This window comes from Allobosea sp. RAF48 (assembly GCF_052114025.1).
GTDB lineage: Bacteria > Pseudomonadota > Alphaproteobacteria > Rhizobiales > Beijerinckiaceae > Allobosea.
The window spans coordinates 120,774-143,698 of record NZ_JBFRDZ010000004.1 but is presented as its reverse complement, the minus strand read 5'-3'; the positions used below and the strand labels follow the sequence as shown (position 1 = coordinate 143,698).

Here is a 22,925-nt window from a genome sequence, read left to right as displayed (position 1 = left end):
GGCTGGACTTCGCAGCGGTCATCCAGCGTCCGCAAACGGCGTTGTCGAACCGCGGCGACCGCGCGCCGAACTCGCCGCAGGTGGGGCTGCTGCCGAAGCCTTTGTCGATATCCGACGGCGCGCGGACGATCCGACGTTCAGCGTTGGATCGCCTCGGCCACTTTCCGGACGGCTTCGAATATCAGATCGAGCTCTGAATCGCTGACGGTCATCGGCAAGGAAAACCCGATGCTGGCGTCGCCCATGGAGGTCGTCGAGAGACCGCCCTCCATACGGGCTCGGACGAGCGCGCTGTTGACGCAGTCGGAGGCGTTGTAGATCACGACCTGCGTGGCCAGGGCAGCGCCGCTCGCGAGCGCGAATGTCGCCGTCGCGGCGAGACGCGCGATCATCTTGCTGGAGAGGTTGCGCATGAAAGTTTCCATACCGTCTGGCTTCATCCTCGGCAGCCGTGAAGCGGTGAAGGAGGCGGTTGCGGCGGGGATCGGCATCGGCATCGTGCTCGATCAGGAGCGAGGTTTCGACCCTCGGCTCAGGGCAATCACCGTCTCTGACTTCGAGATCGTGGCCGGGGAGTATCTCGTTACGCGGCGCGAGACCCGCAGCCTGGGCAGCGTGGCTGCCTTCTCCGCCGTAGCCTCTGTGGTTGCCAAGGAAAGGTCCCGGATCGCCCCCCTTGGCCTATCGGGGACCTGTCGCCCCCTGATGTAACCGAGGGCCCGATCGCGCTCGACAGGGCGCCGGTCCAGCTCTACCGGCGCGCTATAGCCAGCGCCACCCGGGGAACGGCGCGTCTGCGTGGCTGGCCAGCCAGGCGCAAATTGTGGGTCGCGCTGAACCTCTGAGGGCCTCGTCACAAGACGGTCATGAGGCCGGCGGTATGCCAGCCGCCATGCAGCCAACATCAGTTCCAACGCCGGATCGGCCTGCGGCGTCCGTCTCGGCACTCGCCGCGGCGAGCGCCGGCGCGCCTTTGCTCCGCCTACACGATTTCACCGTCTCGATTCGGGGCGACGTGCCGATCGTCCGCGGTATCGAGCTATCCGTCGCCAAAGGCGAAGCGCTCGGCATCGTCGGGGAATCGGGGTGCGGCAAGAGCATCACCTGGCTCGCGGCGCTGCGCCTGCTGGGGCAGGGCGTGACGACAGGCGGGGAAGCCCTGCTCGATGGGCGCGACCTGGCAGGGCTGTCCGAACGCGAACTCGCGCGCATTCGCGGCGGCCGTATCGCGCTGATCTTCCAGGATCCTTCGAGTGCGCTGAACCCCGTGCAGCGCATCGACACGCAGCTGGCCGAGGTGCTGCGCCTGCACCGCGGCCTGACGGGGGAGCCTGCACGCAGGGAAGCCCTGCGCCTTCTCGATCGCGTCGGCATCGCCGATGGCCCGCGGCGGCTGAGGCAATACCCGCATGAGTTCTCCGGCGGCATGAACCAGCGCGTCATGATCGCGCTTGCCCTGGCGGGCGAGCCCGACGTGCTTGTCGCCGACGAACCGACGACGGCGCTCGACGCCACCATCCAGGCGCAGGTGCTCGACCTGATCCGCGACATCCGCCGCGAGACGGGGATGGCACTCATCCTGATCTCGCACGATCTCGGCGTGGTCGGCGATCTCTGCGATCGCATCGCGGTGATGTATGCCGGGCGGATCGTCGAGACGGCGGCAACGCGCGACCTGCTCACGCGTCCGCGTCACCCCTATACGCAGGGCCTGCTCGCGGCCTTGCCGACACTCGACGGCCCACGCCAGCGGCTGACGCCGATCCCCGGAACCGTTCCCGCGCCGACCGCCATTCCGGCAGGATGCGCCTTCGCCCCGCGATGCCCGGCTGCCGCCGAGCGCTGCGGCCGCGCGCTGCCGGAGCTCGTCTTTGCCGGGCAAGACCAGCGGGCGGCGTGCCTGCGACTCGATGAGCTGCCGGTGTCCGGAGATGGCTTGCTTCCCGCCGCGACGTTGCCTCGCCAGACTGAGGTGCCAGCATGACGCCGCTTCTCGACGTTCGCGACCTATCGCGTGAATATCCCGTCTCGACGGCTGGAGGCGAGCGCCGGATCCTGCACGCCGTCGATGGCGTGAGCTTTTCGCTCGAGCGCGGCAGGACGCTCGGCATCGTCGGGGAGTCCGGCTGCGGCAAGTCCACCACCGCGAAGCTGACGCTCGGCCTGCTGCCAGCGACGCGCGGACAGATCACCTTCGAGGGCGCCCCGGTCACGGCGCTGCGAGACCGGGATTGGCGCGCCATGCGTCGGCGGATGCAGATGGTACATCAGGACCCGCTCGCCGCGCTCGATCGCCGTCTGCCGGTGGGGCAGCAGGTCGTCGAGCCTCTGGCCATCCACCGGCTCGAGGACAACGAGAACGCGCGGCGGCAGAAGGCGCTCGCGCTGTTCGACGCGGTCGGCCTCAGGCCGGATCTCTTCGGACGCTATCCGCACGAACTCTCCGGCGGGCAGCGTCAGCGCGTCGTGCTGGCCCGCGCGCTGGTGCTCGACCCGGTGCTGCTCGTCTGCGACGAGCCGATCTCGGCACTCGATGTCTCCGTCGCGGCCCAGGTCATCAACCTCATGCAGGACCTGCAGGCCCGCTTCGGCATGGCCTATCTCTTCATCAGCCATGATCTCAAGGTGGTCCGGCAGACCGCCGACGAGGTTGCGGTGATGTATCTGGGCCGCATCGTCGAGCAAGGGCCGCCGGACGCGCTGTTCCATGCGCCGGCTCATCCCTATACGGAGGCTCTGGTCTCGGCCGTGCCGACACCGGTGCGCGGCACGCAGGGGCGCATCATTCTGAAGGGCGATCCGCCGAATCCCGTCGATCGGCCGCGGGGGTGCGCCTTCCATCCGCGCTGCCCACGTGCGGTGGCCCGTTGCCGGGAGGAGGCGCCGACGCTCAAGGCCGTGGCCGATGGCCGCCTCGCCGCCTGCCATCTGGTCGCCGCCTCACCGGCGGCGGCCGCTGCCTGACCTGATAGCCTTTGCCTGCACCGGAGACGAGATGAGCCGCCCTGACCAGCCGACCACCGACCGCGTCGTCATCGCCGTCTTTGACGGCCTGCGGCCGGACCTCGTCACGCCCGAGCTGACCCCCAACATCATGCGGCTGGTTGCGCGCGGGACATGGTTCCGCCGGGCGCGCAGCGTCTTCCCGTCGGTCACCCGCGTGGCGACGAGCTCGATCGCAGCCGGTGCGCCGCCGATCGTGCATGGCATCGTCGGCAACGCCTTCTATCATCGCGCCGCCATCGCCGACCGCATGTTCGACACGAGCGATGTCGCGATGATCCGCCGTGCGGAGGCCCATCATGACGGCCGCCTGCTCGCCGCCGACACCTTCGGCGACATGCTGGCCCGTGCGGGCAAGCGGCTGGCTGTCGTGCATACCGGCTCGGCCGGTTCCGCGCATTTCATCAATCCGCGCGCCCGCGCCAACGGGCACTGGACCTTCTCCATGCACGGCGCCGGCGCGACGCAGACGCCGGAGGCGGTGGAGCAGGCGATCGAACGGCTCGGCCCTCTGCCGGAGCGCGAGTTGCCGCGGCTGCAGGAGGTCGCCTATGGCGGCCGCGTGATGACGGATCTCGTGTTGCCGGAGCTCCAGCCGGATGTCGCGCTGATCTGGTTCAACGAGCCGGATACCACCTTCCATTATCGGGGCCTGGGATCGCCGGAGGCGATGGCCGGACTGCGCGAGGCGGACAAGGCCTTCGGAACCATTCTCGACTGGGTCGAGGCCCAGCCGGATTCTGAGCGCATCGCGGTGATCGCCGCCTCCGACCATGGCCAGATCTCGACAGGCTCGGTGGAACCGCTGTTCGAGACGGCGCTGCAGGCCGGATTCGATCTCAGTGCGGCGAAGGTGATCGACAGCGCGACGCTGGTCGCGACCGGCGGCATCAGCGGCGAGATCCGTCTGCGCGATGGCGATCGCGGCGAGATCGACCGTATTGCCGCGTGGCTGATGCAGCATCCCGCAGTCGGCCACGTCTTTTCGCCGGACCGCAACGGCGTCGAGGGCGAGGTCGCAGGCACGCTCTCGCTCGCCCTGATGGGCGCTGGCCATGCCGCGCGCCGGCCCGAACTGATGTTCATCCTGAAATCGAGCCTCGACCCGGACCAGTATGGGCTGCCCGGGCTTGGGGCGATGACGCCCGGGGATGTGCCGCTCGGCGGCGGCATGCATGGCGGCATCAATCCGCACGAGTTGAACACCGTGCTGATCCTTGGCGGCAACGAAGCCGCCTCGGTTTCGCATGAGCCGGCAGGGATCATCGATATCGGCCCGACCGTGCTCGGCCTGCTCGGGCTGGCACCGGCAGACAGCATGCTCGGCCGCAACCTCGCGCAGCCGGCGCGGCAGGAGGCCCGCGTCGTGCGGCATTCGGCGGGAGCGGGCGCCTTCGCCCAGCATGTCGATGTCGTCGAGCAGGACGGCCGCCGCTTCATCCTCGGCGGCGGGCAGTAGCCTCTGGCGGTTTTTCAGAGAGCCCCGCCGGCATCCCGGGCTTGAGCCGAGGATCCATGCTGTAGTGCTTCCGATCGAGGTTCAGGCATCGATCCCGGCTCTGCGCTTCGCTCCCGCCGGGATGACCCGCACCTCTCCGGAAAAGTAAAAAAAGGCGGCCCACGGCCGCCTTTTCCAATCTTGGGTTGCAGACCGAAGCCTCAGGCCTTGGCGAAGCTGAGATTGTCCGGGCGCAGATCCATGAAATAGAAGGTCGTCGGCCGCCAGCCGATCGACTTCTTGATCGCGTAGGCCTCGCTCGGCTGGTACAGGATCGTCGCCGGGGCTTCGGCCTCCCAGCTGTCGAGCATCTCGGTGAAGAGCGCCTTGCGCTTGGCCGGATCGACCTCCGCCTCCAGCGCCGTGCCGGCCTTGTTGAAGGCCTGCGCCGAGGTCCAGAACTTCGAGACCTGGGCTTCGCCGGCCGGACCCCAGGCGACCCAGATCGAGCCCAACGGATCGGGCAGGCGGGTCGAGTTCGACCAGTTGAAGATCTGCACGCCGGGGCCGCGCAGCTGCGCGGAATTCTCGACGACCTGCAGGGAGGCATTGACGCCGACGGCCTTCCACTGCTCGACCAGGATCTGCGCCGCCTCCAGCGCGTTGGTGTAGTAGTTGGCCTGGGTGCGGTAGACGACCGGCTCGCCCTTGTAACCGGCTTCCTTCAGCAGAGCCTTCGCCTTCGCCGGGTCGTAAGGCAGCTTGCGGCCCTCGACGAACATCTGGCCGTATTCCGGGAAGTTGTGGCTGGCCGGAACCTGGGCCGTGCCTTGCCAGAGCGTGTCGACCAGCTTCTGGCGGTCGATCGCGTAGCAGAGCGCCTGCCGGACGCGCTTGTCCGCGAGGACCTTGTCCTGCTCGTTGAAGGCGAGCACATGGACATTGGCCAGCACGACCGAGCGCACGTCGATGTCCTTGTAGCCGCCGACGACGCCCATCTGATCGGGCGGGATATTGGTGATGAGATCGTAATCGCCCGCGACCAGGCCGGCGACGCGGGCAGCGAGTTCAGGCACGCGCTTGAAGGTGACGCGCTTCGCCGTGGGCTTGCCCATGAAATAGTCGTCGAAGGCTTCGAGAACCGTCGCATCCGCCGCTGAGTGCGAGACGACGCGATAGGGCCCGGTCGCGACCGGCTTGCGCGAATAGGCCTCGAAGCCCATCGCTTCATAGGCACGCTTGTTGACGATCCAGGCGCACCAGGATGCCAAGCGCTGCTCCAGCAGCACATCCGCAACCTTCGTCCTGAAGCGGACGCTGTAGCGGTCGATCGGCTCGACGCTGGCGAGAATGCCGAAATACGGCTTGCCGCCGGGGATCTGCGCCTTGTCGCCCCAGAGGCGGCCTTCGCGGAAGGTATAGGCCACGTCTTCCGAGGTCAGCTCGTCGCCATTGTGGAACTTGACGCCCTGGCGCAGCGTGACGACCAGCTCCTGCGGAGAAACGCGTTCCCACTTCGTCGCGAGGTGCGGCTTCAGCTCCGAGCCGCCGCCATCGGCCGCGCCCAGGAAGTCGCGGCGGATCAGCGTGTCGAAGATCGAATAGGTGACGCGGGTACCGACATTGGAGAGCTCGCGAGCCGGCTCGAGCGTGGCCGGCAGGTCGGCGACGGCGACGGTGAAGTTCGGCCGGGTATCGCCGGCAGCGAACGCCAGCGGCGCGGCGAGCAGGACCGGGGTGGCGGCCGCACCTTCCAGGAAACGGCGGCGGGAGATCGTCATCATTGAGCCTTCTCGTGTCGAGCTGTTGCGGCGCGCGGATCGGAGCGGCGCGCCGGTCCCGCTGCCTTGACTCAGCTTGGCGACAGGGCCGTGACAGCGCGCGAGGCAATGAGTTGGCGTGGATCGTCGAGCATGACCGCGTCCGGGCGCAACGCGGTGACCCGGCGGATGCCGTCGGCATCGATGCGCCCGACCGGGAAGGGCGGGTAGCCCGGCAGGGCGACCGAGCGCGGTTGACCGACCATGATCACCGACCGCATGCCGGCAGTGCGGATGGACGCCATCCGCTCCTCCGTCGCATCGGCCTGCCAGAGCCGGAACCAGCCCGCTCCGGCCTCCTTTGCTTCGGCCGTCGCATCGGGGTCGGTCGCAAAGGCGAGCAGTGCGACATTCGGCGAAAGCCGGCGCGCTGCCGACAGGAGAGCGCTGTCGCGGAGGCCCAATACGCAGCGCTGCAGCGCCTCCTTCGCGGTGAGCACGGCCAGGATGGGCGGCAGGATCGCCGCGTCCAGCAGCTTGACGTCGAGCAGCAGGCCGAGCGGAGCCGATGCGGAGATCGCCTCGTCGAGTGTCAGCAAGTCCGGCAGCATCGCGCGCAGGGTAGCAAGGTCGGTGTCCGCGACCGGGCGGCAGTCGCCCGCGAGCCGCGTCAAATCGGCGTCGTGCAGGCAGACCAGCTCCCCGTCGGCCGTCAGGCGCAAATCGGTCTCGACCATCGCCGCGCCCGCCGCCGCAGCAGCGCGGAAGGCCTCAGCCGTGTTCTCCGGTCCGAGCAGGGCGCCCCCGCGATGCGCGATCGCCAGCGGATGAGACGCGCCGAGATTTGCGATCGCCATGCTCAATGCCTGTCGCTCGTCGGGTCGAAGCGGTCGCGCAGCCAGTCGCCGAACAGGCTCATGGAGAGCGTCGTGAAGAAGATCACCAGCCCGGGAAAGACCGCGATCCACCAGGCGTTGAGCAGATAGCGGCGCCCTTCGCCGAGCATCAGCCCGAGAGAGGTGCCAGGCGGCTGCACGCCGAGCCCAAGGAAGGAGAGGGAGGTTTCGAGCAGGATCGTGCCGGGGAAGTTCAGCGTCGCCTGGACCACCAGCGCCGCCGCGATGTTGGGCAGGAGATGGCGCAGGATGACCCGGGAGGGTTCCGCGCCCAAGGCTTCGATGGCGTTGATGTAGTCGCTTTCCTGCTCGGAGACCACGAGCCCGCGCGCGAGCCGGGTGTAGCGGTCCCAGCCGTCGATGCTGACCAGGATGATGAACTGGACGATGTTGTTGCCGAAGAAGGCGAGCATCGTCAGCGCGAGAAACAGAGCGGGGATCGCGGCCTGCGCATCGACCAGCATCATGATGGCCTGGTCGGCGAAGCCCCGCAGGCGCGCCGCCACGAAGCCGAGGAAGGTGCCGACGACCGCGCCGATCAGCGTGCCCATCACTGCGATCAAAATCGAGCTGCGGACGGCGAAGATCATGCGGCTGAGAATGTCGCGGCCGAGTTGATCGGTGCCGAGCCAGTATATCGTGCCGCCGGCTTCCGTCAGAGGCGGCTTCAGCCGCGCGGCGAGGTTCTGCGCGGTGTAGGGCAGCGGGGCCAGCCAGTCGGCCAGCAGCGCCACGACGACGATGAAGAGCAGGAAACCGGCCGAGAGCCTTACCACCGGCGACATCGCATTCTTGCGGGCACGGGTGGCAGGAGCCGGAGCGGATGGAAGGTCGAGAGCTGTCATCAGGCCGGCTTGCCCATGGCGCGAGAGAAGCCGCCGAGCCGCGGATCGATCAGGATGTGCACGATGTCGACGAGGAGATTGGCGCCGACCATGATCACCGTCACCGTGAAGATCACGGCCTGGACGACGGCGAGATCCCGCGTCGAGACCGAGTCGACCAGCAACCGCCCGATGCCGGGCCAGGCGAAGATGGTCTCCACAACCGCGCTCCCGGCGAGGATGTGACCGATCTCGATGCCGATGAACATCAAAAGCGGCACCGCCGCATTGGGCAGGGCATGCCGGATGATCACAGCGAGCGGCATCACGCCTCGCCCGCGCGCGGCCCGGATATAGGGCTTGCCGAGCACTTCCAGCGTCGCGGTGCGAGCGAAGCGTGCCAAGCGGCCGGCGAGAGGCAGGCCGAGCGTCACGGCCGGCAAGATGAGGTGCCAGAGGCTCTCCGAGCCGGCCGAAGGCAGCACACGCAGCTTCAGCGCGAAGAGCAGGATCAGGAGGATGCCGAGGAAGAAAACCGGGATCGCATAGCCGAATACCGCGACCGCCATGGCCAGTCGGTCCGCGGCGCGGTTGTGGCGGAGCGCCGCGAGGATGCCCAGCGGCAGGCCGACGACGAGCGCGAGCATCAGGGCCGAGGCGCCGAGCAGGAGGGTCTTCGGCAGGGCTTCCATAACGGCCGCGAAGGCGGCTCGATCGTCGGCGAAGGACAGGCCGAAATCGCCCCGGACGGCACTGGCGATATAGCGCAGATACTGCTCGGCCAGCGGCCGGTCGAGGCCCCACAGCTCGCGATAGTAGGCCCGGACGTCCGGTGGCGTGTCGATCGACAGCATGATGTCGGCGGGATCACCCGCCAGACGCAGCGCGATGAAAACGGCCGACACGCAGATCGTCACGGTCAGGAGGGCACGCAACAGGCGGAGAGAAAGAAAACGGAACATCAGACTCGGCAGCAGCTTGCAGAACCGTGGTTCTGCAAGCTGCTCCACGACAGATTGATGACGAACCTTTGTCGCGCACGCTTTCCGCCGCGATGACCGGATCGAGACTGGGCTCGCGCACTGTCTCCGTATGTCCTCTTTCCCTCCCCCTGCTTAGGGTTCGGCTCATAGCCAGTTGCTGACGGTTGCGGCAATGCAGACGGCGGCGAGGCGGTCGTATCGCCGCCCCGATGCATCTCTGCTCGTCAGAAGTAGCGCACTTCCTCGGCCTCGACGCTCAGCGGATCTTTGCCACGCTTCGTCAGCCATGAATAAACCGGCGGCACACGATCGGCGATCGATTCAATGTGGATATCGATCAGGCACGGCCCGTCGGTGTAGGCGAAGGCCTTGGCCAGCGCCGCGTCGAGTTCCTCGGAGTTCGTCGCCGTCCAGGCTTTCACATCGAAGGCCTCGGCGATGGCTTGTCCGCGCGGAGGCGTAAAATCGACGCCGAAGCACTGGTTATGACCTTTCAGCCGATGCAGGCCCTTGATCCATCCGAAGGTGCCGTTGTTGAACAGCAAAAGGATGGCTGGAACCTGTAGCCGGACCAGCGTCTCCAATTCGCCGACCGACATCCCGAATGAGCCATCGCCGAACATGCCGATGGGCCTGCGCTCCTTGTCCGCGAACCAAGCGCCGACAGTTGCGGGCAGCGCCGAACCGAGGCCGCCGAAGGCGCGCGGGATGGCGAAGCGCGTCCTGCGATCCTTGAGCTTGAGAAAGCGCGTCATGTGAGGCGTTGGCGTACCCGCGTCCGAGTAGATGTGAGCGGGCTTGCCGTAGAGCTCCAGAGCCTCATTGAAGCAGCGCACCGCCCGTTCCGGCCGCAGAGGCGTCGCCTCCGAGCTTAGCAGGGTTTCGGCGTTCGCCCAGAAATTCGCGCGCAGCTCGTTGAGTTCATCCACCCACTCCTGCGTCCTGCCGGCGTCATTGTTGGGGGGAGCCATGTCGATCAGGCGTCGCAGGACGAGGCTCGCATCGCCCTGGACGGACACCACGTTCTCATAGTTGTTCGCCATGATCTCGGGATCGATGTCGATCTGGGCGACGCGCTTGTTCAGGGTGATCTTGGGGAAGGTCCAGCCGATGGTGACGACCGAGCCCATTCGGGAGCCTACGAAGAGCACGAAGTCGGCATGTTCCAGGGCCCAATTGGCATGCGGGTGGAAGCCGTTGTCGCCGATGACGCCGACCGCGAGTCGATGGTCGTCAGGCATGGTTCCCTGTCCGGTCATCGTTGTGCAGACCGGAATGTTCAGGCGTTCCGCCAACGCGGTGACTTCCGCGCCGGCGCAGGAGCGATTGACCCCGCCGCCCGAGACGATCAGCGGCCGCTTGCTGGTGGTCAGCTGAGCAAGCAGCGTGTCGAGCTTCTCCGGGGCAGGGAGCGTCGGATAGGCTGGAAACTCCATGCATTCCGCCTCGACATGCATGGAGATGCGAGCCGGATCGACCTCGGCCAGGAGCATATCCTCCGGGATCTGCAGGTGAACGGCGCCGGGCTTGCCGGAGCAGGCGACGCGGAACGCGCGGCGGATGATCTCAGGCAGCTTCTCCGCCGACTTCACCTGCACGGACATCTTGGTGATCGGCTCGAAAAGCCGAGCGCAATCGAGCTCGGTCAGGACGCCGCGACCTTCGCCCGGCAGGGGAATGTCGATCGTCAGAAGAATGACCGGGACCGAGGAGGCGTTGGATTCGGCGACCGGGGGCAGCGAATACATGGCGCCGGCGCCCGACGGGCACTCGAAGACACCCGGCTTCTTGGTGAAGCGGCCATAGGCATCGGCCATGTAGCCTGCCGAACGCTCGTCGCGCGCCATGACATGGCGAATGCGGCCCTCGTGCTGTTGCAGCGCTTCGTAGAACGGCACGTTCGTGTCGCCCGGCACGCCGAAGACCACCTCGACGCCATAGCCGATCAGCATCTCCACGAGGATATCTGCGCCACGCATTTCCGATTTCTCCTTCAATGTCTTGCAATGTCTTGGCTATCGACGGGGCCGTTGAGCCCGGAAGCGGACGGCCTGTTTCGTATTCGGGAGCCGCGTGCCCGGAACGGCGGCTTTGCCCGAGATGCCGCAGCCGACGATGCCGGCCCTCATGGCTCGATCCGTCCGAGCCCGAAGCGCCGGGGCGAATACGGGTCGATGTCGAAGGCGCCGGGGAGCCCCGCCAGATGCTCGGCCACGATGCGTCCGGTCACCGGGCCCGAGGCAAAGCCGACATGACCATGCCCGAAGGCGTAGAAGACGTTTGGGGATCGCGTGGATCTCCCGATGACCGGAAGGCCGTCTGGCGTCGATGGGCGATGCCCCATCCATTTGTCGACGCTCAGCTCCTGCATCCGGGTCAGCGCAGGGTAGGTCCTGCGGGCATGGCCGATCAGGATATCGACGCGGCTCCAGTTCGGGGGCGTATCGACCGATGCCAGCTCGACCTGGCCGGAAAGGCGCAGGCCCGCCAGCGTCGGCGTGTTCGCCATCTTGCCGTCGCTCGGCATGACCGGGTGGCGCGGTCCTCCCGCGTTCAGGGGAATGACGCCGTGATAGCCCCGCTCGCTTTCGAGCGGAATGTTATCGCCGGCACCGCTCGCCAGCCTTTTCGACCATGCCCCGGCCGCGATGACCGCCTGGTCGCATTTGATCAAGCCGACATCGGTTTGGACGCCGACAAGCCGCTCCCCGTCGAATACAAATCCGTTCGCCTTGGCGCGGATCGCCTTTGCGCCCTGCGCGCAAGCGGTTTCGACGATCTTGGAGACGTAAGCTGCAGGATCCAGGCAATGAGCGCCGTCCTCGGCGAGGATCCCGAACGTGTAGTGCTGATCGAGGCCAGGCTCCCGGTTGGCTAGCGCGCTGGCGTCAAGTTCTCGCCATCGCAGGCCGGTCATCCGCCGCAGATGCCAGGACAGGGCCTCAGCTTCGAACGCGCTCCGGTCGGGATAGGCATAGAGCAGCCCTTCGCGGCGGATCAGATCCGGCACGCCGATCTCCTGGCTCAACGCTCGGTGACGTGCGGGGCTGTCATGAAGCAAATGGCTCAGCGCGCGGGCGGTTGCCTCGACGCGCGGCATGGAGGAGCCCGCCCACAGGAAACGAATCAGCCACGGCACGAGACGCGGAAAATGGCGCCATCGAATGACGAGGGGGCCCTTCGGGTTCAGCAGATATCCCGGGATCTTTTTCCAGAGGCCGGGCATCGACATCGGGACGACCGATGCCGGGCTGATCCAGCAGCCATGGCCATAGCTTGCGGACTGCCTGCCCGCCGGCTCGCCGGTGTCGATCAGAGTTACGGCATGGCCTGCGCGCACGAGTTCCAGTGCACTGCAGGCGCCAATGATGCCGCTGCCGATGACCAATGTGTGCGTTCTGGCGGCGCTGGGCATGGCCATTTCCCCCGGCATTTGGGCAAGAGTTCTCGTCTCCGTCACGGCAGGACCGTGAGCGGCAAGGAAAAGCGGCGGTTTTCAGTCGGGCGTCAGCGCTCTGCGAGAACGCGCGCGTTCGATCTCAGCGAGCGCTCGGACACGCGAATTCCCAGACCCGGTCCATCGGGCACGACGACTTCGCCGTTGCGGTTCTGGATCTTCTCCTCGAGCACGTCTTCGGTGAGGACATGGTGAGGCATGTAGAATTCGCAGCCGAGCGAAATGCCTGGTGTCGCCGCGATGAACTGTGTTCCGGCCGCGAGCGCGACCCCGCCCTCGTACAGCGTTCCACCGTAGCCGGGGATGCTGGCGAGATCCGCCAGCGCCATCAGCGCCTGTGCGTTGAGCATGCCGCCGGTTTTCATCAGTTTAACCGAGATGGCGTCGGCTGCCTGCAGCCTGATGATCTCCTGCAAGTCGCGCGCGTCGAAGCAGCTCTCGTCGGCCAGGATCGGGGTGTCCAGGTCCGCAGTAAAAGACGCCATGGCCGCCAGGCAATCTCGTGGGACCGGCTGCTCGATGAAGGTCAGCTTGAACTGATCGACGTCACGTAGCTTCTTGATCGCGCCGAATGGCTGCAGGGCCTGATTGTAATCGATGCGCAGATCGATCCGGTCGCCGAAGGCGTTCCGCATCGCTTCGAGGTGCGCCACGTCCTCCTGATGGGTTTTCACCCCGGTCTTCACCTTGAAGATCCGGTTGCCCTGCGGAACCATCTCTTCCATTCGCCGCATGTCCGCGTCGAAGTCTGGATCGGCGATGGAGAAGGAGAGGGGGATGGTGTCACGAACGCGGCCGCCTAGCAGATCGGCGATCGAGAGCCCCGACGATTGCCCGAGAATGTCGAACATTGCGGTTTCGATCGCGAGCTTGGCCTCGCCATGGCCGACGAGAGCCTTCTTCATCTGCAGTGTCAGTGCGCGGATCCGGTCGACCCGGGCGCCGATGACAAGCGGACGCAGATAGATGTCGATGGCCGCAACGGCGGCCTCGGCCGTTCCAGTGAACACTTCCCACGGCGCCGCCTCGCCCCATCCGACGATGCCGGATGAAGAGGTCAACTCGACCAGGACACGCTTCACCGTGCCCTTGACGTCGCCGACACCCTGTTGCCTCGCCATCTTGATCGGGCTTTCGATCAGAAAGACGCGGAGATTGCTGATTGTTTCCATGGTATCGAACTCTTCTCTAGGCACTTACCGGGGCGCCGCGCCCTTATGGAAATGGCTCAGGAACGTCTTCGTCGCGTCCATCTTGGGTGTGTCGATCACGTCGCGGGCCGGCCCCTCTTCCACGACATAGCCGTCGCGCATGAAGACCACGCGGTCCGCGACGTCGCGCGCAAAGGTGATTTCGTGGGTGACGATCACCATCGTCATCCCGTCGGCGGCAAGCTTCTGGATCGCCTGCAGGACTTCGCCGACCAGTTCCGGATCGAGAGCCGAGGTCGCCTCGTCGAACAGCATGACTTCCGGCTCCATGGCCAGCGCCCGGGCGATCGCGACGCGCTGCTTCTGGCCGCCCGACAGCGTGTCGGGCATCTGGGAAGCGCGGTCAGCAAGCCCGACCTTTTCGAGCTGAGCCATCGCACGGTCGGTCGCCGTCTTCCTGTCCAATCCCTTCACATGGATGGGAGCCTCGATGACGTTCCCCAGGACCGACATGTGCGGGAACAGATTGAAGCTCTGGAACACCATCCCGGTACGGGAGCGGAACGCGGCAAGCGGTTTTGCTTTCGGTTCCTGAACCGATTTGCCGAACTGGAAGCTGGTTTGCCCGACGCGAATGGTTCCGTCATCAGGCACCACCAGCAGGTTGATGCACCTCAGAAGTGTTGACTTGCCCGACCCGGATGGTCCCAGCAAGGCGACGACGCCGCCCTGCTGGACCTGAAGATTGATGTCCTTCAGGACCTCGAGCTGGCCGAAACGCTTCCGCAGTTTCGAGATCTCGATCATTGGCGATGTCGCTGTCATCGGGCTGCTCCCAACCGGCGTTCGCGGTGGCGCACATACAGCGTCAGGGGGAAGAGGATCATGAAATAGGCGACCGCCACGGCTGTGTAGGTTTCCAGCGGGCGGAAGCTGTCATGGGCCGCGATCTGGCCCTGGTAGACCAGGTCCGGAACAGCGAGAACGGACACCAGGGACGTGTTCTTGAACTGAAGAATCGACTGGTTCATCAGCGCCGGGAGCATCCGGCGCAGCGCCTGCGGCAGGATAATGCGGCGCATCGCCAGCGCCGGTGTCATTCCCAACGCCGAAGCCGCTTCGGATTGGCCGGAATCGATCGACACGATGCCGCCGCGGATGATCTCGGCGTAGAACGAGCCGCCGTAGCAGGATAGAGCGAGAAGCGAGGCGGTAATCGGGGTCATCTCGATGCCCGCGATCATCGGCAGCGCATAATAGCACCAGATCAGCTGCACCAGGACCGGGGTGCAGCGAAAGATCTCGATGAAGCCGAGGGCGATCCCGCGCAGAATCTTGAAGCGGGACAGGAGGCAGATGGCCGCGGTCATGCCGATGACCAAGCCACCGGCGATCGTCGCGGCTGTGAAAGCCACAGTCACGCCCAGACCCTGCAGGAGCAACCAGCGGTAGCCCCACAGGATGGAGAAATCCCATTCATACATGGTGGTGAGTTCCCGTGCTCGAAACCGGATATGGAGGGGCCGAGGCCCCGCCATATGAGATCATCAGATTTCGAAGCCGGGGGGGAAGTCGCTCTCTTTGACGCCGACGAGCTCCATGTTCTTCACGACGGCGTTCTTGATGAAGCCGCTGGCGCGCTCCTTGCTGATCCAGCCGTCGACGAATTCACGCCAGGATTGATCCGCCTCTCGCCGGAAGCCCGCATTCGAAGTGGTGAAGTCGGCAGGCGTCGGCATGACGATCTCGCCGAGCGCGGCGTTCTTGGCCCGCAGCGAGAGCGAGAGGATCAGAACCAGGCACTGTGCATCGACGCGGCCAGCCTGCAGCGCGGCGGTGGCGTCGCTAGCCGTCTTCAACCGTGAAATCTGGGACTGCGGCGCGAGGCGGGTGACGGCAGCGTCGTGTGAAGAACCCGCGTCGACCGCGATCCGCATCTCCGGCTTGTTGAAGTCGTCCCAGGTCTTCGCTCCCAGCCCCTTCTTGGTGACCATGGTGAAGGCGTTCTTGAAGACGGGACCGGAGAAATCGATGACCTTCTGCCGTTCCGGTGTGGGGTTGAGGCCGAAGAAGACGTCGATCTTGTCGGCCTGGAGATCGAGCACCGAGTTGCCCCAGGTCGTCTCGAGGATCGTCATCTTGACCCCGAGATCGTCTGCGAGCTTCTTGCAGATGTCGATGTAGAACCCGCGCCAACTGCCGTCGGTCACCATCTTCTGATAATAGGGAGCACCGTCGGCAACGGCTCCGATACGCAGGGTCCCCGAGGACTTGACCCGCTCGAGAGAGCCAGCCGCGAGAGCGCCTTTGCCGGTGTAAAGACCTGCTGCAGCGGAAACCGCGCCCAAGCCCATGAGCTTGTTGAATTCGCGCCTGTCCATACTCTTCCCCTCTCAATCTTCGTTTGGTGGCTCTGATTGTGCGCAACGGAGCTGGTCTCTGTTCCCCTCGGATCAGACGCTCGCGCTTTTGTTTTTGAGCCGGACGGATCGAGTGTGACCGAGCCCCGGGCGAAACAAAAACGTTGAAAATTTCGTCTAGGATGAGTTTTAATCATGGTCGCCGCCGGGGTTCTAATGAGACGATATCTGCCATCGTTGTCAGCATTGCATGCGTTTGAGGCGGCAGCGCGATTCATGAATTTCACCAAGGCGGCGGAGGACCTGGGCCTCACGCAGAGTGGCATCAGCAGGCAGATCCACAATCTCGAGAAGTTCCTCGGCGTACCGTTGTTTCACCGAACAGGGCCGCGTCTGGTCCTCACGGAAGTCGGCGCGAATTATTACCGGGACCTCGCGCTGACGCTGGACAAGCTCCAGGAAATCACGATCGACGCCGTGCGGGGGCGTTCCGTCGATAGCTCCCTCATGATCGGGACCCATCCTACGCTGGGCGCGCGTTGGCTGCCGAGACGGATTGAAACATTCATCCGTGCGCATTCAGACATTCCGGTGGAAGTAACCCTCGCGTCTGCCGATCTGGACTTTGAAACCACGCGTCTCGACGTTGCCATCCTGCGAGGGGTGGGAACTTGGTTGAACGCAAGATCGGTTGAATTATTTGCTGAAGAGATCGCCGTGGTGACCTCACCTAAATTGGTGAATCTCGGAACGAAGCTCGAAAACGGCGATTTCGCGAAATTCCCAATGCTGCAGAACGCGAGCCGCCCCAGTATGTGGCTGCATTGGTTGCGCCTGTCAGGGCTCAACTATCAGGGTCGAATTCAGGGAACTCGTTTCGCGCACACCGAGATGCTCATCAACGCCGCGGTTCAGGGCATAGGTATCGCCATCGTGCCCGTTTGCTACATCGAAGCGGAACTCGCGCGGAACGAACTCCACATGCCCTTTGGGCCGCCAATTCTGTCCGGCGACTCCTATTATGCGGTCTACCCTGAACGAAAGGCGCAGCTGCCAAGCGTTGTGGCATTCCGCGGGTGGGTCACACGGGAGACGCGAACCTATCGAAAGCTAAAGGCCCAGTAGCGCGCGTCATATCCGGCATGCAGATCGCCGCGAAGGTCTGTTGAGGCTTGCGGCCTCGGTGAGCGAGCGTTCGCCCAGCGCCCAAGCCCGCCGGATAGCCGTTCAATTCCGTCGGCCGAGCGCCAGACGCAAACGGGCTTGCACCCTTGGCTGTCTGGATCGCCTCAGCCGTCGTCATGATGGGCCTGGTGACATTGCCTCGCCGCACCGCGGTGTCGTGCTCCAGCTTGTCGATCGCCGGGAACGCGAGCCGGTTGGCTTGGGCGTGAACCCGCCCGCCTCCGCTGCGGGCCGCTGGTCGCAAGATCAATCCCGGTAAGGTGTTTGATCTCACTATTCCTTTGGCCGACGTGGCTGAAGGTTACCGCGCAATGGATGAGCGCCGCGCCATCAAGACGCTTCTTCTTGTCTAGAATAGCCAGTCGGCGCGGGCGGCGCCGGTCATGAGAGGTGCGGATATCCTTGGCTATTCTTCATCGCGGTTCGACGCGAGTGCGTATGGCTAGGTGACGTCGACGCGATGATGGCGCATTTGATCGGCGCAGCGCGTCTATCAGCGGAAACGCTCTAGATTGCGCTGCCCGGGGATACCGCCCAGGGGGCGATGGCGACTATCTCACAGTCCGCCTCGGTGCCGTTTTGCCAGGACTGGACGAGGAAGCGAGCGTCCGCCCCGATCGCTATGATCGGGTGGTGCCAAAGCCCCCGTCGGTAGATCATTCCCTGCGACGCGGTGAACGCGAATGCGGCGAGCGCCGAAATCTCGGGCGTGCCGTCCTCGCTGGTTTGACTGACGATGACGATATGGCCGGCGCCATCCAGCGGAACGATCAGTTGGACCGAATTCACATGCCGCTCGAGCATCGTGATCACCGGGTTCGGCGGCTGCCGCTTCGCTTCGAAAATCGAGGTGACCAGCCGGGATCCGGCTTTGACATCCGCAGCCGCGAGCGCGTGAATGTCGTGCCGGCGCGCCGTGCCGTTATTCGCAGCGCGGCCGGAATCGCCTGCTTCCACCACCCATCCGAAGGGCTCGAAGGCGGCCTTCGTGACCGGCTGAACACGGAGCGGGAGAGGGGAAAGAAGCCCGGCGGTGGGCTGATTGTCTCGCATGGTGCCGATCTCTCTCCGAGGCATTCGGGCGCGCAGAACCCCATGCCATCCATGAGCGCGCCGATGCGCGGCGGTGGAGCCGGTGTAGCTCGAATAGATGGCCCGCGGCTATCCTTCCGGAAGCGTTCACCTCTTCTTTGAGCCTGGGTCCTCGGTGTTCGTAACCGCCCCAGCCGATCGGATTCCGTCCTCAAATGTGCGTGTCCGTGAATTTTCGTCCCGCCGAGCGCCATGCGCAGTCAGACCGCGAGACAGCGGGGACGTTACCGAATTCGGCGCATCGCAAGCCCCGCGCAGCTTAGACCCGAGCTTGCCAATCGCGCCTTGTGACGGCAATCTCAGCTCAGCAAGAGGTTCAGCGGGTGTCTGCCGGAGTATTCTCTCGTCGGGCAACAGGACATGGGAAACTGCCAAATCATGATTATGGACGGTAGGAATGCCGATGCCGGCAACGTGGAGGAGATCGCTCTGCTCGGGCATCGGGCGGGGCTTCTGAGCCGCCGGTCGTTTCTGGTCGGCTCGGCCGTCGGTGTCGGCGCGCTCGGGCTGGGCGGCTGTGCGACGTCCGACGGCATGAGCTTCGCCGAGGCGCAGAAGGTCTACGGGCCGGTGCCCGAAGAGAAGTTCCCGATCCCGGCGGTCGATGTCAGCAAGGTCGATCCGAAATATTTCCGCAAGACCGTGCGCTACGAGACCAAGGAAGCGCCCGGCACGATCATCGTCGATCCCGGCAATTACTATGTCTATCGCGTCGAGGGCGACGGCACCGCCACCCGCTATGGCGCCAATGTCGGCCGCGACGGCTTCCGCTGGAACGGCGACGCCTATGTCGGGCGCAAGTCCGAATGGGCGACCTGGACCCCGCCGAAGGAAATGATCAAGCGCCAGCCCGAGGCGGCGAAATACGCCCGCGGCATGCCGGGCGGCCTCGACAATCCGCTCGGCGCCCGCACGCTCCATCTCTATCAGAACGGCGCCTACACGCTCTACACGATCTATGCGTCGAGCGACCCGGAGACGATCGGCAACGGCATCACCAGCGGCTGCGTCGGCCTGCTCAGCCAGGACATGATCCATCTCTACAACCAGACGCCGGTCAAGACGAAGGTGGTCGTCCTGCCGGCCTAGGCGGCGGCGTCAGCCCCTGATCCTTGCGCTGCCGATGCAGGCAGCGCGAAGGACAGGGGCGTTCATTACAGCCATAGCGATTGTGGCGGGCGATCCCCTTGGAGGTCGACGCCTAGTCCATGGGCGCCCACCGAGCCTCGTTGCTGTCCGCATCTGCGCGCGTGCTGGCGCGGTACGAGCGAAGAGTGCGGGCAAGTCCGGCCTGACCGTCAGCGACCTCGAGCGACGTCCAGGAAGGCTTTGATCGCCTTGTTTTCCTTGCGCTCGCTCAGGCAGATCAGAGATTCCTCCATAAGGATTGGCGGCCCATCGAGAGCGATGCGGGCCAGGCCGCGATCTCCGCGCAGCTCGGCCTCCGAGACAAAGCCGATGCCGGCACCCGACGCAACGATGTCGAGTGCAGCCTCCCGCCCTTCGACCTCGATAGCGTAGCCCAGCCTGACGCCGGTCTCGGCCGCGCGCTGTTCTAGAAGCCGGCGCGTCCGCGAGCCGCTTTCCCGTATCACCAGGGGGAGACCGGCGAGCTCCGCCAGCGCCAGCGACCGGCGCGAGGCAATAGGATGATTGGGTGCGGCGACGGCGATGATCGGCGCCGCATTCAGCGGAATGAACTCGAAATCGCGGTGGGGAGCCATGTCGCCGAGGACGCCGATATCTGCCTCATAGCTCTGCAGTTGCGCCACGATGGTCTCGGTGTTGCCGGCGCTCACCGTTATCCGCACGCCCGGATAGATCTCGCGGAACGCCGTCAGCACCTGCAGGACATGGTGGACGGAATCGGCTGCGAGCCGCAGGGTCCCGAGCCGCAAGGCGCGCGACTCGGAGAGCAGCCCGCGCGCCTGGTCCTCCGCATCGAACAGGCGGTGCGTGATCGCGAGCAGCCTCTCGCCCATCGCCGTCAGGGCGATCTGCCTGTGCTGCCGGCTGAACAGCAGCACGTCATATTCCTCCTCGAGCTTCCGGACCTGATCGGAGATCGCCGGCTGCGTCAGGTTCAACTCGCTCGCGGCGCGCGAAAAGCCGCCGGCGATCGCGACCTSATGGAAAGCACGGAGCTGGACGTAGCGCATGGGGGGATCCGGGCGGGTTGGGACCGAAGGAGGCGATACGGCGATTCCTAATGCAACGATTTAATTTATCAGTCGATCGAAAATAACGATTTTTCAGATGGCCCATCGCCGACGATGATGCCGGCGTCGAAAGCAGTCGCGACGGGATTGACCTGCCGCAACGCCGGTTTATCGCCTCGGCACGGAGCCTCAGGATGTCAGGTCTTTCCGCCAAACTCGTGCATACTGAAGGTGAGTCGAACACCTCGGCAGCGCGCGGCGCCTGGTCGGCGCGGCTCGATGACCCGGCGACGCGTAGCCTGCTGAAGCGGGACGCCGAGGCCTTTCTGCACCAGAGCCTGTCGAGCCCCTGCGTCACGGCGATCGCCAAGGCCGAGGGCATCTGGATCGAGGATACGGCCGGGCGCCGCTACATGGATTTCCATGGCAACAGCGTCCACCATATCGGCTACGGCCATCCCCGGCTGAAGGCTGCGATCAAGCAGCAGATCGACGATCTCTGCTTCGCGCCGCGCCGCTTCACCTGCGAGCCGGCAGTCGAGCTGGCCGAGACGCTCGGCCGCCTTGCACCGGGCGATCTCGGGAAGGTGCTGTTCACGACGGGCGGTTCGGATGCGGTCGAGGTGGCGCTGAAGCTCGCGCGCGCCGCCACCGGGCGCTTCAAGACGCTGTCGTTCTGGGATGCCTTTCATGGCGCGGGCTTCGGCGCCTCGAGCGTCGGTGGCGAGGCGACCTTCCGCTCCGGTATCGCCGGGCCGCTCCTGCCCGGCACGGAGCATGTCGCGCCCTGGGCGAACCATCACTGCGCCTATGGCCATAACAGCCTGGAGGATTCGGCCCGCGCCTGCGCCAGCATGATTTCCTATGTGCTCGGCCGGGAGGGTGATTTCGCGGCCCTCGTCGCCGAGCCGATGCGGGCGACGCCGAACCCGCCGGCGCCCGGCTTCTGGAAGAAGGTGCGCGAAGCCTGTGACCGCCACGGCACGCTGCTGATCTTCGACGAGATCCCGACAGGGCTGGGCAAGACCGGCCGCTTCTTCACCAGCGAACATGACGAGGTGACGCCGGACATCCTCGTCGTCGGCAAGGCGCTGGGCGGCGGCATCCTGCCCATCGCGGCGGCGATCGCGCGGCGCGACCTCGATGTCGCCGGCGACTTCGCGATCGGCCACTACACCCATGAGAAGAACCCGGTGACGACGCGCGCGGCGCTGACCACGATCGCGATCATCCGCGAGGAGGGGCTGCCGGAGCGGGCAGCCGAGCTCGGTGGCCAGGCGATGGACCGTCTGCGCGCCTTCGGCGAAGGGTCGCCTCATGTCGGCGATGTGCGCGGGCGCGGGCTGATGTTCGGCGTCGAGATCGTGACCGACAAGGCGGATATGGCTCCCGACAACGCGCTCGCCGAACGTGTCTACTATCGCTGCCTCGAAGCAGGGCTGAGCTTCAAGATCAGCCAGGGCAACGTGCTGACGCTCTCGCCGCCGCTGGTGATCGCGAAAACCGACCTGGACCGTGCGCTCGACATCGTCGAGGCCGCGATCGCGGCAGGCTGAGGCGCCTCTCTCTCTTCCCTGCGATCGAAAGGGTCCGATATGAAAGCCGTCCGCACGGATCGTGAGCTGGAATGCCCCGACATCGATGCCGGCCTCAGGGCACGTGGCGTCGAGCTCGTCACCTTGCCCGATGGCATCCCGGAGGCCGAGCTGATCGAGGCCGTCGCGGACGCCGAGCTCATCCTGATGTGCTACACGCCCATCACGGCCCGCGTCATCGAGGCTGCGCCGAAACTCAGGGGCATCGTCAAATACGGTGTCGGCATCGATGCGATCGATATCCCCGCCGCTAGCGCGCGCGGCATCCCGGTCGTCAACGTCCCCGAATACGCCGAGGAGACCGTCGCGGAGGGCGCGTTCGCTCTGATGATCGCTCTGGCCAAACGCCTGCCCGAAATCGGCCGCGCCATGGCGGCCGATGGCTGGATCTGGCCCGAACAACGCTGGCTCGGCCGCGACATCGCCGGTGCCACGGTGGGACTCGTGGGTGCCGGCAAGATCGGCCGCAGCATGGCGCGGATGGCGGGGCAGGGGTTTCGCGCCCGCGTGCTGGGCTATGACCCCAATGTCGACCGGGCGACGCTCGCCGCGGCCGGGATCGAGAAAATGGACGATCTCCATGCGATGCTGCGCGAATGCGACTTCGTCTCGCTCCATTGCGTGCTGAGCGAAGCCACGCGTGGATTGATCGGACCCGCCGAGCTCGCCTGCCTGAAGCCCTCCGCGGTCCTCGTCAACGTCTCGCGCGGGGCGCTCATCGACGAGGCGGCGCTGGTCGAGGCAGTGCTTGCGGGCCGCCTCGGGGGCGTCGGGCTCGATGTCTACTCCCAGGAACCGCTGGCGAAGGCAGGGCACGTGCTCAGCCCGCTCTTTGGCCGCGACGACGTCATTCTCTTTCCGCACCTGACCTTTTTCACCGTCGAGGCGATGCGGCGCCTCTCGGACGATACGCTCGCCCGCTGCTTCGAGGTTCTCGACGGGCGGCCGGTCCAGGTGCGCTCGCGTGATCCCCGCCTGCGCGCGCAGCGCGAGAACGTCGCCTTCGCCTGAAGCGCAAGGGA

Annotated in this window: 21 protein-coding genes and 1 pseudogene; 9 read left to right on the top strand and 13 right to left on the bottom strand. The window is 65.6% G+C overall.

What is annotated here, in order from left to right:
* Positions 1-137: 137 nt before the first annotated feature.
* On the bottom strand, positions 138-413 hold the full coding sequence (locus AB4Z10_RS09555; protein ID WP_441470156.1) for a hypothetical protein: 276 nt from the start codon (positions 411-413) through the stop codon (positions 138-140).
* Here AB4Z10_RS09555 and AB4Z10_RS09550 point away from each other — a divergent pair.
* The 4 genes from AB4Z10_RS09550 (at position 412) to AB4Z10_RS09535 (ending at position 4,462) form a co-directional block, all read left to right on the top strand.
* On the top strand, positions 412-711 hold the full coding sequence (locus tag AB4Z10_RS09550; RefSeq protein ID WP_441470155.1) for a type 2 periplasmic-binding domain-containing protein: 300 nt from the start codon (positions 412-414) through the stop codon (positions 709-711). The two genes, AB4Z10_RS09555 and AB4Z10_RS09550, sit on opposite strands and share 2 nt — an antisense overlap.
* A 262-nt stretch (positions 712-973) precedes the next feature.
* Positions 974-1,984, top strand: a complete 1,011-nt coding sequence (locus AB4Z10_RS09545; protein WP_441470154.1) for an ABC transporter ATP-binding protein — start codon at positions 974-976, stop codon at positions 1,982-1,984.
* Positions 1,981-2,964, top strand: a complete 984-nt coding sequence (locus AB4Z10_RS09540) for an ABC transporter ATP-binding protein (protein ID WP_441470153.1) — start codon at positions 1,981-1,983, stop codon at positions 2,962-2,964. The genes AB4Z10_RS09545 and AB4Z10_RS09540 overlap by 4 nt, the downstream gene beginning before the upstream one ends.
* A gap of 31 nt (positions 2,965-2,995) precedes the next feature.
* A complete protein-coding gene (locus AB4Z10_RS09535) occupies positions 2,996-4,462 on the top strand; it encodes an alkaline phosphatase family protein (RefSeq protein ID WP_441470152.1) in 1,467 nt (488 codons plus the stop codon).
* A 200-nt stretch (positions 4,463-4,662) separates the two neighbouring features.
* On the opposite strand, the gene AB4Z10_RS09530 is transcribed toward AB4Z10_RS09535, so the two are convergent.
* From AB4Z10_RS09530 to AB4Z10_RS09485, 10 genes are all read right to left on the bottom strand, one after another.
* Entirely contained in the window at positions 4,663-6,222 is a 1,560-nt protein-coding gene (locus AB4Z10_RS09530) for an ABC transporter substrate-binding protein (RefSeq protein WP_441470151.1), read from the bottom strand.
* A 71-nt stretch (positions 6,223-6,293) separates the two neighbouring features.
* Entirely contained in the window at positions 6,294-7,058 is a 765-nt protein-coding gene (locus AB4Z10_RS09525) for a glycerophosphodiester phosphodiesterase (protein WP_441470150.1), read from the bottom strand.
* A gap of 2 nt (positions 7,059-7,060) precedes the next feature.
* Complete coding sequence (locus tag AB4Z10_RS09520; protein ID WP_441470149.1) at positions 7,061-7,942, bottom strand: ABC transporter permease; 882 nt, start codon at positions 7,940-7,942, stop codon at positions 7,061-7,063.
* Positions 7,942-8,883 (bottom strand): ABC transporter permease, encoded by a 942-nt coding sequence (locus tag AB4Z10_RS09515; RefSeq protein WP_441470148.1) that lies wholly within the window; start codon positions 8,881-8,883, stop codon positions 7,942-7,944. The genes AB4Z10_RS09520 and AB4Z10_RS09515 overlap by 1 nt, the downstream gene beginning before the upstream one ends.
* 245 nt (positions 8,884-9,128) lie before the next feature.
* Positions 9,129-10,883 carry a thiamine pyrophosphate-binding protein gene (locus AB4Z10_RS09510; RefSeq protein ID WP_441470147.1) on the bottom strand — a complete coding sequence of 585 codons (1,755 nt, stop codon included), beginning with the start codon at positions 10,881-10,883 and terminating at the stop codon, positions 9,129-9,131.
* A 146-nt stretch (positions 10,884-11,029) separates the two neighbouring features.
* Positions 11,030-12,319, bottom strand: coding sequence for an NAD(P)/FAD-dependent oxidoreductase (locus AB4Z10_RS09505; RefSeq protein ID WP_441470146.1), 1,290 nt, complete (start codon positions 12,317-12,319; stop codon positions 11,030-11,032).
* Positions 12,320-12,411: 92 nt separating this feature from the next.
* On the bottom strand, positions 12,412-13,533 hold the full coding sequence (locus AB4Z10_RS09500) for an enolase C-terminal domain-like protein (RefSeq protein ID WP_441470145.1): 1,122 nt from the start codon (positions 13,531-13,533) through the stop codon (positions 12,412-12,414).
* A gap of 24 nt (positions 13,534-13,557) precedes the next feature.
* On the bottom strand, positions 13,558-14,337 hold the full coding sequence (locus tag AB4Z10_RS09495; protein WP_441470144.1) for an amino acid ABC transporter ATP-binding protein: 780 nt from the start codon (positions 14,335-14,337) through the stop codon (positions 13,558-13,560).
* Positions 14,334-14,996: an amino acid ABC transporter permease gene (locus AB4Z10_RS09490; protein WP_441470143.1), complete on the bottom strand. Its 663-nt coding sequence runs from the start codon at positions 14,994-14,996 to the stop codon at positions 14,334-14,336. The genes AB4Z10_RS09495 and AB4Z10_RS09490 overlap by 4 nt, the downstream gene beginning before the upstream one ends.
* Positions 14,997-15,059: 63 nt before the next feature.
* Positions 15,060-15,893: a transporter substrate-binding domain-containing protein gene (locus AB4Z10_RS09485; RefSeq protein WP_441470142.1), complete on the bottom strand. Its 834-nt coding sequence runs from the start codon at positions 15,891-15,893 to the stop codon at positions 15,060-15,062.
* A 174-nt stretch (positions 15,894-16,067) separates the two neighbouring features.
* Between AB4Z10_RS09485 and AB4Z10_RS09480 the strand changes: the two genes are divergently transcribed.
* Both AB4Z10_RS09480 and AB4Z10_RS09475 read left to right on the top strand, forming a co-directional pair.
* The gene (locus AB4Z10_RS09480; protein WP_441470141.1) at positions 16,068-16,997 is read left to right on the top strand and encodes a LysR substrate-binding domain-containing protein; all 930 of its coding nucleotides are present in this window, start codon (positions 16,068-16,070) and stop codon (positions 16,995-16,997) included.
* Positions 16,998-17,296: 299 nt separating this feature from the next.
* Positions 17,297-17,410: pseudogene (locus AB4Z10_RS09475) on the top strand (IMP dehydrogenase); the annotation flags it as partial.
* A 154-nt stretch (positions 17,411-17,564) separates the two neighbouring features.
* On the opposite strand, the gene AB4Z10_RS09470 reads toward AB4Z10_RS09475, so the two are convergent.
* A complete protein-coding gene (locus tag AB4Z10_RS09470; protein ID WP_441470140.1) occupies positions 17,565-18,110 on the bottom strand; it encodes an ureidoglycolate lyase in 546 nt (181 codons plus the stop codon).
* A 417-nt stretch (positions 18,111-18,527) separates the two neighbouring features.
* On the opposite strand from AB4Z10_RS09470, the gene AB4Z10_RS09465 reads away from it, so the two are divergent.
* Positions 18,528-19,238 (top strand): L,D-transpeptidase, encoded by a 711-nt coding sequence (locus AB4Z10_RS09465; RefSeq protein ID WP_441470139.1) that lies wholly within the window; start codon positions 18,528-18,530, stop codon positions 19,236-19,238.
* Between the two features lie 209 nt (positions 19,239-19,447).
* On the opposite strand, the gene AB4Z10_RS09460 is transcribed toward AB4Z10_RS09465, so the two are convergent.
* On the bottom strand, positions 19,448-20,308 hold the full coding sequence (locus AB4Z10_RS09460; RefSeq protein WP_441470138.1) for a LysR substrate-binding domain-containing protein: 861 nt from the start codon (positions 20,306-20,308) through the stop codon (positions 19,448-19,450).
* 194 nt (positions 20,309-20,502) lie between these two features.
* Between AB4Z10_RS09460 and pbfA the strand changes: the two genes are divergently transcribed.
* A complete protein-coding gene (gene pbfA, locus AB4Z10_RS09455; protein ID WP_441470137.1) occupies positions 20,503-21,864 on the top strand; it encodes a (R)-1-hydroxy-2-aminoethylphosphonate ammonia-lyase in 1,362 nt (453 codons plus the stop codon).
* A gap of 39 nt (positions 21,865-21,903) precedes the next feature.
* Positions 21,904-22,914, top strand: coding sequence for a 2-hydroxyacid dehydrogenase (locus AB4Z10_RS09450; protein ID WP_441470136.1), 1,011 nt, complete (start codon positions 21,904-21,906; stop codon positions 22,912-22,914).
* Positions 22,915-22,925 lie beyond the last annotated feature (11 nt).